Consider the following 12,638-nt stretch of genomic DNA (forward strand, 5'->3'; position numbering starts at 1 on the left):
GCTTCTTCTTATTTTATCTGTATTTCCCTTACCTTTTCCCTCATATGATCCGGCCACCATGCCCCGCATTCATCGGATACCACACAGGCCGCACACTTCTCCAAATCGTACACCATCATCCCTTGAATGGGCGGTGAATAGAGGTGGAGAGTCACAAGATTCCCTGCACTCCCCTTTTTCATTTTATGAACCCCTTTCTTCGGTGCAAAAAAGAAGGAGCCTTCCCTATATTCCCGGTCAAATAACTCCTGAGGAAGCTGGTTATCCTTCACTTCAAAGATCGTGTTGACGGAAGTCCCATTCATCACCTGGATCCATCCCTTCGAATCCCCGTGATCGTGTGGGGCACATTCCATGTCGGACCAATTCATGACGAGGAGCTCCACTGCTTCATTTTGATAAAGGAGCTTTCGATAATAAGGTTTTCCTTCCGGAGACTCCAGATACGGCTGTAAATCCTCAAAACGTATATTCAGAGACTGCAAGACTTCCTTCAGTTCTTTCGTTGAAGGATGAGACAATTCATCCAATCGCTTCTTTATCCGTTCCTTTATGGACACTTCGGATCCCCCCTGATGTTATCGTTTCCTCCATAGAAACCGATGAAGGACAGAAACCATCTGGCCATTGACAATGACAACTCCTATTATAATTATGACTCCACCCAGTATGCTTATGAGAAAAATTTTCTCATGCAGAAGAAGAAGCGCCGCAACGAGGGTCGTGACAGGCTCCAAATAGAGAAACATCGATACCTTGGACGCATCCAATACTTCCAATGCCTTCGCCCAGTACCAATACGCGATCCCCGAAACGAATACACCAAGGAACATCAAGTGTGCCCACTCTACATTTGATAGTTGGGAAATGCCTTCCCAGCCGCGGTTGCGAATGAGAAACGGGATGGTCAAACTGAATCCCAGCAGGCTCATATAATAGGTAATCACGAGGGATGGGAGCTCAATGCGAAGTTTTTTCAGAAGCACAGAGTATACCGCCCAGTTCAATGTACTGAGAATCATCAGGAGATACCCGATATTGGCAGCAAATCCGATCGACTGTCCGCTCCCCGCAGTCGTTACCATCAGCACACCCGTAATCGCAATGATCATCCCCAGCGCTTTAGGGAGAGTCATTTTTTCATGTAGGAACATCATAGAGAGGATGACGGTGGACACCGGAGAAAATGAAATCATCCATCCTGCCGTCGATGCATCAATGTTCAGGAGGGCCGTCGCCTGGATGACTTGGTGAATGAAGACCCCGAGGACCCCAAGGATGATCAAGTGAGGGATATACTTCAGAGGGATGGTGAGTTTGTATCCTTTTAGTAATAGAAGCATGAGCAGAAACAGAGCTCCGATTCCAAAGCGTAGGACGAGGAGCGTATAGGGATCAAGGGTACCCAGCACCGCTTTCGTCGATACGAAGGATATGCCCCAGAAGCTGATTGACATTGTGGCATATAGGGACGCGGCTGCCTTTGTTTTCACTGAGATCATGGACGGTGCATCCTTTCTGGACATGGTTTCTTTTTATCAAGGTATGCTCGTCCCGGGGAAAGATGCGCAGGGGATTGGTGTTGTTTTGAAAATAAGTTGGTTGGTTTTGAAAATATATTCTGGTTCTTGAAAATAAGTTGGTCTGTTTTGAAAATAAGTATGCCAGTTTTGAAAATATAACGGGAGTCGTTCCGTCACGGGCCATATAGAGTTGATAATAAAAGCGGAGAAGTCGATAATATTTCTGGAAAGTCGATAATAAGTCCACCAATACCCTTTCCTTCCCTATTCTCTCCACCAAAAAAACGTCCCAAAGCATAATTCGGGACGTTTCCTATCTTTAATTATGGGTCACCTCTCACAAAACTGAGGCAAATACTCTTTATGAACCTCAAGCATTTCATCCAGCAGCTGCTTCGCTTTCACATCACTCGTCACTAGCGGATTGATAGTCATGGCAAGCAAGGCTTTTTCATAGGAGCCGGTTACGGATGCTTCTGCCGCCACCCGCTCAAAGGATTTGATCTGTTGCACAAGTCCACTGACCGACACAGGTAGTTCCCCGACGGCAATCGGCTTCGGTCCTGCTTTCGTCACTACACAGTTCACTTCCACGGCAGACTCCCTTGGCAAATCATTGATTGCCCCGTTATTGCGTACATTCAAAGTCTGGATATCCCCGCGATCGTTATAGATGGAAGATATAAGATTGCATGCAGCATCACTGTAATAAGCCCCTCCCCGCTCTTCAAGCTGAGGAGGCTTAACCGCTAAACTTTCATCCTTATACAAATGAAACAGCTCATTCTCCAACTTCTGGACGACCTCCGCACGAGTCGTACCCGTCTGGAATTCCTCAAGCTGCTTTTCTAAAATATCACCCGTTTTGTAGTAATAACGGTGATATGGACAAGGGATGACTCTCAGACTCCTGATGAATTCAGAATCCCACGGCAGGGGCGCAATATTCCTCATGCTGACCTGCCTCTCGGGATCGCTCATGATGTCGAGTACTTCCCCCAATACAGATTCCCCGTCCACCAGCACGTCCAACCCATAGACCATATGATTGAGTCCGGCAAAATCGATATGCAGGCGTTCCACCTCGACACCGAGGAGCCCTGCCAACGTAATCCTCGTATTGATGGGAAGATTGCAAACGCCCACGACCTTCGGATGAGACCCATAGCGAAGCATTGCTTCTGTCACCATGCCAGCAGGGTTCGTGAAATTGATCAGCCAGGCATCGGGGCACAGTTCCTGCATTTCCTCCGAGATTTCCAAAAGGACAGGGATCGTCCTCATTCCCTTAAAAAGTCCACCCGCCCCATTCGTCTCCTGACCAATCATCCCATATTTGATCGGGAGACGCTCGTCCTGAATCCGGGCTTTCAGATGTCCGATCCGCATTTGGGTCGTGACAAAGTCAGCTCCACTCAACGCCTCTCTCCTGTCCAGTGTAAGATGGACTTCCATCGGGACTCCCGCTTTTTCCACCATTCTCTTCGCTAAGTTCCCGACAATATTCAATTTCTCTTTTCCCTCTTCAATATCCACAAGCCACAGCTCATTCACCGGCAGCTCATCATAACGCTTGATCAATCCTTCAACAAACTCGGGAGTATAGCTCGAGCCCCCGCCGATGGTGACGATCTTGATTCCTTTTTTCATTGCAAAAGCCTCCAGTTACCTGGCCACAAAAGCCAGAATGAAACTTATGACGAAACTGACCACAACGGCTAATACGATCCGCTTCTTTTTAACAGAAGCGTCTTCAACCGGTCCTTCAATTTTCAATAAAATGTATGAAAGCCCGATGGAAGCTGAAATACCCGTAGCCAAAAACATACTCCATTCTTTAGCCAGTCCCGTGCTCATCAATGGTTTAGAAAGAAGTAAAAGTCCAATAGATACAGAGATTAATAATACAAACACACTCTTAAAACCGATTCTCTTTGGCACAACGGTTTCTGTCATTTCCATCACTCCTGACCTAGTAAAGAAGTGGGAATCCTGGGACTCCCACTTCTTTTTTATATAATACTCTTATGCTTGTCGCCTCAGGGCGAGCCCCTTCCGCTTTTCTATGCCGCTTGTTGGTCGCTTTCTTCCATCTTCATCATTTTCCTGTCGTACATTTTCAAGAATGGGAAATAGATAGCGAATGAGATTCCGACATTGATCAGAACCATGACGATCGCTCTCCAGTCACCACCCGTTGCAAGGTACGCTCCGATTGGTGCAGGCAGTGTCCATGGTGGCATGATGTACGTTGGTGATACCAACCCGACAGTGGTTGCCACATATGAAAGAGTGGCTGTAATCAAAGGTACGGTGATGAATGGTATGATCAAAATCGGGTTCAATACGATTGGAGCACCGAATATGACAGGCTCATTGATATTGAAAAGACCCGGTACAAGACATGTTTTCCCTAATGCTTTTAAATATTTTGAACGGGAGAAGAAGACCATCGCAAGAACCAATCCAAGCGTGGCTCCTGATCCACCGATCCAGATGAACCATTGGTAGAACGTTTCCGGAGCGATATGCGGGATCGCTTGCCCGCTTGCAACCGCATCAGCGTTGTTCACAAGGAATACTTCCCATAGTGGACGCGCTACGGTACCGACAACGGATACGCCGTGTATCCCGAATGACCAGAAGAAATCGATCAGGAATACCGGAACCAATACACCGAATATGCTGTCACCGGCTGTAACCAGTGGTGCGACGGCGACACCGACCAACTTATGCAGGTCTACCCCTGCTAAGACCGTCACGGATGAAATCAATAAAATTACGATTGCTACAGGTATGAGTGCTTCAAAGCTTCGTGAAACGGATGCCGGTACTTGCTCTGGCATTTTGATCGTGATGTTCTTTGTCTTACAGAAACGCAGGATTTCAACGGCCAGTATCGAGACGACCATGGACACAAATAATCCCTGCCCACCGAGGTTGGTCATTGGAAGGACCCAGCCTTCTCCTTCCATTACTTTCGGTGTGATGGTCAATAGAAGTGCTGCGACTGAGATCTGTGCGCCGGATAAAGGATCCAGTTTATAGCTTTTCGAGAGATTGTATCCGATCCCGAAGGCGACATAGAGCGACATGATGAACATCGTCAGACGGTACGGAATCAGGATCTCGACAATATTGTCTGCTGCCCACTGTTTGATGTCACCGAATATCCATGCGTCAGGCAGCGGCGGAAACGCTAAGATCAGAAAGAATGAACCGACGATAATAAATGGCAGTGCTGAAATAACCCCATCCCGGATTGCTTGCAAATGCCTTTGTTCAGAGAGTCTGGCCATTGGACCCGACAAATTATTCTCCAGAAAGTTCACAAACGTTTGCATGTTACTACCCCCTTGTTTCCTATTAAATTAGTTTGTTAATTCTTTTACTGTTTTCAGTAAAGTCGGCCCACCCAGTGGCGTGTAAGCCTGTGGCGGAATCGGCCCGCATGGAACATTGGCCTCATCGGCGGCTTTCTTCACTTGATCAAATCGGTGTCTGATCTGAGGTGCTACCATACATACATCCCATCCCTTAGAGATTTCCTCGGATACTTCCCCTGTTCCGATTGCATGGACTTCCATCTCAATGCCCTCTTTTGTTCCTTCTTTTTTCAGGGCATTGACGACGATTGCACTGGACATCCCACCAGAGCATACGAATAATACTTTCATCCCTATTCCTCCTCCTCTTTCATTCGCTGGACCACTTCATGTGTATGAATAATTTGCTCGTAAACGCCATGTCCCTTTTTCATGCATAATGCCACGAATAAAGCGTCGATCACGACGAGTTGAGCAATTCTTGCCGTCATGGTACCGATTCGGATATTATGTTCCTCCTCGGAAATCGTCAGTACGATATCGGCGAGCTTTCTTGCCGGTGATTTACCGTGCTGTGTCAGGAGTACAATGGTGGCTCCCTTTTCTTCTGCGACATGCATCAGCTTCAGGATTTCCTTCGTCTGACCGGATGTTGAGACGACGAAGAGTACGTCTCTTTCCGTTAAGTTCGCAGCCATCATCATCTGCACATGGATATCACTTGCCTGAAACGCCAGGTAGTTCAACCTCAAGAGCTTTTGCGTGAAATCTTCCGCTACCACTGCGGAACCGCCCACTCCATACAGATAGACTCTTTCGGCTTCATGAAACGCATTAACCGCCCTACCGAGTTCATCAATGGAAAAAAGCTTTTCCGTATTCTTGATAGCTTGATAGGTATTGACCAATACTTTATTGAAGACGGTTTCAAGATTATCTTCAAAGGAGAGAAGCGTATTGATATCATGACTCTTCGTTTCTTCGATGTTCGTACTTTTCGCGAGCTCGATCTTCAGGCCGCTGAAACTGTTGATCCCGATCCGTTTGCAGAACCGGATGATGGCGGCTTCACTGCTGCCGCATGATTGTGATAGTTGCTTTGTGGTCATCTCCATCACTTTCTCCGGAAATTCGAGCACATATTGAGCAACCGCTATTTCAGACGGTGTAAAGCTCTCCATCTGACTTTTGATGTGTTTTAAAACCTGGAATTCTGTCATGGTCACCTCCAAAAAAATGATTGTCTTGAAAAGGCTTTCAGTTTAATATGATTATATGCGATAATGAAATTAAATTTCAATATTATTTTAAAATATTTAAACTTTTATTTTACAAAATTGGTAGAAAAGAGTTCTAAAAAGGTCCAGGGAGGAATACACGATGGCAGAGATCCGCAACGTGGAAATGGAGATATTTGAGATCATATCAAACGGTGGAAATGCGAAGAGTACGGCTTATGAAGCCCTCGCTAAAGCACATGAGGGGAAATTCGATGAGGCGGAAGTGATGATAAAGACTGCCCATGACGAACTGAATAAAGCCCACAAGACGCAAACAAGCCTGATCCAGGCCGAAATCAACGGGGAAAAATTTGAAAAATCCCTTCTTATGATCCATGCACAGGATCACTTGATGACGTCAATCAGTGAAATCTCATTAATTGAACAAATGATACCTATGTTAAAGAGAATCCATGCACTCGAAAGCCAATCTAATTAAGGAGGGAACCCGATGAGTAAAAGACTGGGCGTTTCAATCTATCCGAATCATTCTACAACTGAAAAAGATAAAGACTATTTGACCCTTGCCGCTTCTTACGGATTCCAGCGTGTGTTTACCTGTTTATTATCCGTTGAAGGGGACAAGGAAGGCATCATTGCGAACTTCAAAGAAACGATCAAGTTTGCCCGTGAGAAGAATATGGAAGTCATAGCCGACATCAGCCCACGTATTTTTAAAGAGCTGGATATTTCTTACGATGACCTATCCTTTTTTGCCGACCTGGGTGCTCACGGTATCCGCCTTGACCTCGGATATACCGGTCATGAGGAATCCATGATGTCGTACAACCCTTATGATTTAAAAATCGAATTGAACATGAGCAATGCCACGAAATACATCGATAACATCATGACATATCAGCCCAATAAGGATCAATTATTAGGGTGCCATAACTTCTATCCGCACCGCTACTCCGGCTTATCTTATCCCTTCTTTATCGAATGCAGCCAGAAATTCAAAGACTTCGGTATGAAAACGGCAGCCTTTGTGTCTTCCGCAGATGCCACATTCGGTCCATGGCCGGTCACAGAAGGATTGCCTACCCTGGAAATGCACCGTTCCCTTCCTATTGATGTGCAGGCGAAGCATCTTTTTGCGACTGGACTGATTGACGACGTCATCATCAGCAATGCGTATGCATCAGAACGTGAAATGCAGCTGCTCAGTGAACTGAATACATCGAAGCTGACTTTTACCGTCGAAACCCATGAGACGACAACCGATCTAGAGAAAACGATCATCTTTGAAGAACCACACTTTTACCGCGGGGATGTATCGGATTATATGATCCGTTCCACTCAAAGCCGCGTCAAATACAGAGGAAGAGAATTTGCTCCCCATAACAACGTCGACATCAAGCGTGGAGACATTATCATCGAAAACGACCTGTATGCTCAATATGCGGGAGAACTTCAAATTGCCCTTCAGGATATGGAGAACTCCGGTAAGACGAATGTCGTGGGACGGATCCGTGAAGAAGAAATTTTCTTACTGGATTATTTGAAACCCTGGGGCAAATTTGCCTTTCTGCCAAGTAAGAAGGTTTAAGAGATGACTAGAGTAATAGGGATCGATGCAGGAGGAACGAAAATTCAGGGACTCGTCATGGATATGGAGAAGAATATCCTTTTCCAAAGTTTATCCGGACACGGGAACCCGTCAGTCTCGTACGAGGAAGCATTGCGTAATCTCTCCTCCGTCGTTCAACAATGCCTGGACCATACTGCTTCAGATGATGCCACCCACGTTGTAATCGGTATGGCAGGGGGAGGGTCGGGAAACCTCTCCCACCGAATTCAATCAGAATTGAGCAGGATGACTTCCCTTCCCATCATTCTTATAAACGATGCGACACTCGCCTATTTCAGTTTGATCGGTAACCGGAATGGCGTGATGACAATTGCGGGGACGGGATCGATTTGTTACGGAAGGAACGGAACAAGGGAAGAAACGACCGGGGGCTGGGGGCATCTTCTTGGAGATGAAGGCAGTGCGTATCACCTTGCCATCGAAGCGTGTAAAAAGATCGCCGGGGAAATCGATTTCGGCATCCCGCTCTCTCCCCTCTCCTTGAGCCTGATGAAGGAAATCGGCACCTCTGATGTCAAAGGGTTGAAGGGATTTATCTATTCTTCTTCAAAAGGGGAAATCGCCCGGCTTGCGAAAGTGATCCACAAGGAAGCAGAGGCCGGGGATGAAACGGCCCTTACCTTATTGAAAACCGCCGGCACACAGCTTGCCGCACAGACAATCGCATTGATCGAAGCGTTACAGATTGAAACAAAGCCTGTCATAGCTTTGAAAGGTAGTGTCCTCGAACACAATCCTGTGGTTCAATCCACGTTTAAAGAAACGATTTCATCAGTGTTTATGGATCCGATTTTTGTCGTTGATTCTACGTCCCCCGCTACAGGCGCAGTGGACATAGTTGAAGCCATACGGAAAGGAAGGTTGTCATATGAGTAAACGATTAGCAGTCGGACTGATGTCCGGCACGTCCGTTGACGGGGTGGACGCCGCCCTTGTTTCTATTGAAGGATCCGGGACGAATACAGTTGTGGAGCTTGTGCACTATTCGTCGGCCCCCTTCCCTCCCCCTGTGAAAAAGAAAATCTTTGATGTCATGAGTCCTGATGATTCCTCCACTCCCCTTTTATCCAGCCTGCATTTTGAGCTTGGTAACGTATACGCCGATGCCGTAGAGAAAGTATGTACGGAGGCGGGCATCTCTGTTGATGAGCTTAGCTTTATCGGATCCCATGGACAAACGGTCTATCATCAGCCCTTTCAAACGGAAGATTCGGTTGCTTCCACTCTTCAAATCGGAGAACCGAGCGTGATTGCCTACCTTACCCGCACACAGGTGGTATCCAATTTCCGTTCCATGGATATGGCTGCAGGGGGAGAAGGTGCCCCGCTTGTCCCTTATACAGAGTTCCTTCTCTACCGGAAAAAGGATGGGGGGAGGCTCCTTCAGAACATCGGGGGAATTGGGAATGTAACCGTCCTTCCGAGGGACTGCTCCCTTGAAGAAGTGTTTGCTTTTGACACTGGTCCCGGGAATATGGTGATCGATGGACTATGCGAGAAGTTATTCGGCTTGGCTTTTGACGAGGATGGATCGATTGCCTCCAGGGGAACGGTTCACCATGAAGCAGCACGGAAATGGGTGGAGTGGGAAACGGATTTCTTTCAGAAAGCGCCTCCTAAGTCCACCGGCCGGGAACTGTTTGGCGAGGTGTTCGTGAACCGGATCCTGGCTGAATATAGTAATCTTGCGAAAGAAGATTTGATTGCGACGGCCACCTACTTTACCGCCCTATCCATTTCGGATGCCTATAAGACATTCATCTTCCCTCAGCATCCGATCAACGAGGTCATCATCGGCGGCGGGGGAAGCTATAACAAAACGCTTCTCCAAATGATGAGGGAACTTCTCCCTGAAGTGACAATTCTCATTCAGGAAGATATCGGATACTCATCCGATGCCAAGGAAGCGATTGCCTTTGCCCTATTAGCCAACGAAACCCTGCACGGCAATCCAGGCAATGTCCCAGGGGCAACCGGAGCGAAAAAACCCGTCATCCTCGGGTCGATCACCCCAAGCCCCATCATTACCAAATAATCTATCATGAGGGACGGACCTTGACCCCAGTCGGGTACCGTCTCTCTACTCATTTTATGAACCGTTTTGAAAACTCGCAAAAAAGGTGGAAACCAGTATGATTACTCCTGATATCAAGAATCAGTTCGTCAGCATCGTCGGTGAAGATCATTACCGTGATACCCCTGCTGAAAAACTTGTCTATTCCTATGATGCAACACCTAACTACCAATCCATGCCCGATGCCGTCATCGTTCCCCGGTCAACGGGGGAAGTAGCGGCAATCGTGAAGATCTGCAATGAGCACGGCATCCCCATTGTCCCGCGGGGATCCGGAACGAATCTATGTGCCGGGACGTGCCCAACCGAAGGCGGTCTTGTTCTCCTTTTCACCCATATGAACAACATCCTCGAATTGGATGAAGAAAATTTAACCATCACCGTCCAGCCCGGGGTTGTAACACTTGATTTAATTCACGCCGTTGAAGCCAAGGGACTCTTCTATCCTCCAGACCCCAGTTCCATGAAAATCTCCACCATCGGAGGGAATATCAATGAAAACTCCGGTGGTTTGAGAGGGTTGAAGTATGGAGTCACCCGGGATTATGTACTTGCCCTTGAAGCGGTCCTTCCGAATGGTGATATCATCCGGACCGGCGGGAAACTCGCAAAAGATGTAGCCGGGTATGACTTGACCCGCCTGTTTGTCGGGTCGGAAGGAACGCTTTGTGTAATCACGGAAGCGACATTGAAGCTCGTCCCCATGCCGGAGACGAAACAGACGATGCTTGCCCTTTATCAGGACATAGAAGCAGCTGCAAAAAGTGTGTCGAGCATCATCTCGAATCGGATCATCCCGACGACCCTGGAATTTCTGGATCAGCCTACATTGGAAGTGGTGGAGGATTTCGCCAAAATCGGACTGCCTACGGATGTGAAAGCAGTCCTGCTGATTGAACAGGATGGTCCTCCCGAAGTGGTCGCACGTGATATGAAGCGTATCAAAGAAGTGTGTGTTGAAAACGATGCCGTATCCGTTCAACTCGCTAAAACCGAAATCGAAGCAGATGCCCTTCGAACTGCCCGGCGTTCTGCCCTCTCGGCTCTTGCCCGACTTAAACCGACGACAATCTTGGAGGATGCCACGGTACCCCGCTCCGAAATTGCCAAGATGGTGAAAGCGATCAATGATATAGCCGAGCGCTACGAGTTGAAGATTTGCACCTTTGGCCATGCAGGGGATGGAAACCTTCATCCGACCGTTGCCACAGACGCCAGGGACCATGATGAAATGGAGCGGGTCGAAGCGGCCTTTGAAGAGATCTTCGCCCACGCCATCGAATTGGGCGGGACTATCACCGGAGAACACGGCGTTGGGATGATGAAGGCCCCTTATCTGGAATGGAAACTTGGACCTGAAGGAATCGGTGCCATGAAGATGATCAAGCAATCCTTCGACCCCAATAACATCATGAATCCGAATAAAGTATTTGCGAAAGAATCAAGAAAACGTGTGGTGATTTCAAGATGACGACCGTCCAGGAAAAACAAAAGATTCAACAGGCGTTCAAAGACCGAATGGATGAAGATGAATTATTGAATTGTATGAGATGCGGATTCTGTCTTCCCTCCTGTCCCACTTATATCGAATCCGGATTCAAGGAATCACACTCCCCACGGGGTCGCATCGCCCTTATGAAGGCCGTCGTCGATGGTGTGATCGAGCCGGATGAAGAAGTCGAGCGCACACTGGACCTTTGTCTCGGATGCAGGGCCTGTGAACCGGTCTGCCCATCCGGTGTGAACTATGGTCACTTATTAGAAGAGGCACGGGATATCATCAATCAAAATAAAAAGCATTCCCTCCCTGTCCGGGTTGTCAGGAAGACCGTATTCGAAGGTTTATTCCCACATCCGGACAGAATGAGGATGGTCACGAACCTTCTCGGAATCTATCAGCGTTCCGGTTTACAAAAGGCCGTCCACACGACAGGCGTCATGAAGCTATTCCCGGAAAGCATGGCAACGATGGAACGCGTCCTCCCTCAGGTCCCAAAGCTGAAAGCGATGAAGGAACGCCCGACTTCCCTTTCTTCGATTGGTGAGGTTCGGAAAAAAGTTGCATTCTTTTCCGGTTGTTTGATGGATACGATGTTTCTGGAAACCAATAATGCCACAACGAAACTCCTTCAACTGGCAGGCTGTGACATCGTGATTCCGAAGACACAAACCTGTTGCGGGGCCTTGCATGGACACAGCGGTGAAAAGAATGCTGCCAAGGGATTGGCTAAACGGAATATTGAGGCATTTGAAGCTTCCGGGGTCGATTACATCATCACGAATGCCGGTGGCTGCGGAGCTTTTCTTGTGGATTACGATCACTTACTGAAAGATGATCCCGAGTGGAAAGAGCGTGCAGTCCAATTTAAAAACAAGATTAAGGACATTTCCTCGCTTCTGGTAGAATTGGAGTTTCATAAAAAGGCATTGAATGTGGCACCACAACGAATCACCTATCAAGATTCCTGTCACTTACGAAACGTACAGAGAACATTCATGGAACCAAGGGTACTTCTCCAATCCGTGGAAGGTGCCGATTACGTTGAGATGAAACAAGCTGACCACTGCTGCGGATCGGCAGGAATTTACAACATCGTCGAATCCGACATGTCCATGAAGATCCTCGATCACAAAATGGAAAAAGTCGAAGACACCCGGGCCACCACCATCATCACATCCAATCCCGGCTGCCTCCTCCAAATGAAACTCGGCATCGAACGGGAAGGCCTATCAGACAAAATGCGAGCCATCCACATCGTCGACTTCCTTTTAGAAGCAGTCGACTGAGAGGGACGGACCTCCAACCATCCTTTTGCTTTCTGCAAAAGAGATGATGGGAGGTCC

The 12,638-nt window shown here is 47.6% G+C and carries 13 protein-coding genes; 6 read left to right on the forward strand and 7 right to left on the reverse strand.

Features of this window, described 5'->3' with window-relative positions; translation table 11 throughout:
- Positions 1 to 8: 8 nt before the first annotated feature.
- From ACSQ2E_RS17015 to ACSQ2E_RS17045, 7 genes are all read right to left on the reverse strand, one after another.
- Positions 9 to 560, reverse strand: coding sequence for a cysteine dioxygenase (locus tag ACSQ2E_RS17015; RefSeq protein ID WP_435992428.1), 552 nt, complete (start codon positions 558 to 560; stop codon positions 9 to 11).
- A gap of 18 nt (positions 561 to 578) precedes the next feature.
- A complete protein-coding gene (locus ACSQ2E_RS17020; RefSeq protein ID WP_435992430.1) occupies positions 579 to 1,502 on the reverse strand; it encodes a DMT family transporter in 924 nt (307 codons plus the stop codon).
- A 351-nt stretch (positions 1,503 to 1,853) separates the two neighbouring features.
- The gene (locus ACSQ2E_RS17025) at positions 1,854 to 3,173 is read right to left on the reverse strand and encodes a 6-phospho-beta-glucosidase (RefSeq protein WP_435992432.1); all 1,320 of its coding nucleotides are present in this window, start codon (positions 3,171 to 3,173) and stop codon (positions 1,854 to 1,856) included.
- 15 nt (positions 3,174 to 3,188) lie between these two features.
- A complete protein-coding gene (locus ACSQ2E_RS17030) occupies positions 3,189 to 3,479 on the reverse strand; it encodes a hypothetical protein (protein WP_435992434.1) in 291 nt (96 codons plus the stop codon).
- A 107-nt stretch (positions 3,480 to 3,586) separates the two neighbouring features.
- Positions 3,587 to 4,867: a PTS sugar transporter subunit IIC gene (locus tag ACSQ2E_RS17035; protein ID WP_435992436.1), complete on the reverse strand. Its 1,281-nt coding sequence runs from the start codon at positions 4,865 to 4,867 to the stop codon at positions 3,587 to 3,589.
- A 27-nt stretch (positions 4,868 to 4,894) separates the two neighbouring features.
- Positions 4,895 to 5,200, reverse strand: a complete 306-nt coding sequence (locus ACSQ2E_RS17040; protein WP_060673327.1) for a PTS sugar transporter subunit IIB — start codon at positions 5,198 to 5,200, stop codon at positions 4,895 to 4,897.
- Between the two features lie 2 nt (positions 5,201 to 5,202).
- A complete protein-coding gene (locus ACSQ2E_RS17045) occupies positions 5,203 to 6,069 on the reverse strand; it encodes a MurR/RpiR family transcriptional regulator (protein WP_336200923.1) in 867 nt (288 codons plus the stop codon).
- Positions 6,070 to 6,229: 160 nt separating this feature from the next.
- On the opposite strand from ACSQ2E_RS17045, the gene ACSQ2E_RS17050 reads away from it, so the two are divergent.
- The 6 genes from ACSQ2E_RS17050 (at position 6,230) to ACSQ2E_RS17075 (ending at position 12,581) form a co-directional block, all read left to right on the forward strand.
- On the forward strand, positions 6,230 to 6,568 hold the full coding sequence (locus tag ACSQ2E_RS17050) for a PTS lactose/cellobiose transporter subunit IIA (RefSeq protein ID WP_435992439.1): 339 nt from the start codon (positions 6,230 to 6,232) through the stop codon (positions 6,566 to 6,568).
- Between the two features lie 12 nt (positions 6,569 to 6,580).
- Entirely contained in the window at positions 6,581 to 7,678 is a 1,098-nt protein-coding gene (locus ACSQ2E_RS17055) for a DUF871 domain-containing protein (protein ID WP_435992441.1), read from the forward strand.
- A gap of 3 nt (positions 7,679 to 7,681) precedes the next feature.
- Positions 7,682 to 8,596: a BadF/BadG/BcrA/BcrD ATPase family protein gene (locus ACSQ2E_RS17060; protein ID WP_435992443.1), complete on the forward strand. Its 915-nt coding sequence runs from the start codon at positions 7,682 to 7,684 to the stop codon at positions 8,594 to 8,596.
- Entirely contained in the window at positions 8,589 to 9,755 is a 1,167-nt protein-coding gene (anmK, locus tag ACSQ2E_RS17065; protein WP_435992445.1) for an anhydro-N-acetylmuramic acid kinase AnmK, read from the forward strand. The genes ACSQ2E_RS17060 and anmK overlap by 8 nt, the downstream gene beginning before the upstream one ends.
- Before the next feature lie 97 nt (positions 9,756 to 9,852).
- Positions 9,853 to 11,265 (forward strand): glycolate oxidase subunit GlcD, encoded by a 1,413-nt coding sequence (gene glcD / locus ACSQ2E_RS17070; protein WP_435992447.1) that lies wholly within the window; start codon positions 9,853 to 9,855, stop codon positions 11,263 to 11,265.
- The gene (locus ACSQ2E_RS17075; RefSeq protein ID WP_435992449.1) at positions 11,262 to 12,581 is read left to right on the forward strand and encodes a (Fe-S)-binding protein; all 1,320 of its coding nucleotides are present in this window, start codon (positions 11,262 to 11,264) and stop codon (positions 12,579 to 12,581) included. The genes glcD and ACSQ2E_RS17075 overlap by 4 nt, the downstream gene beginning before the upstream one ends.
- Positions 12,582 to 12,638: the final 57 nt, after the last annotated feature.

Origin of the sequence: Rossellomorea sp. LjRoot5 (assembly GCF_964253455.1) — a bacterium.
Taxonomy (GTDB): Bacteria; Bacillota; Bacilli; order Bacillales; family Bacillaceae_B; genus Rossellomorea.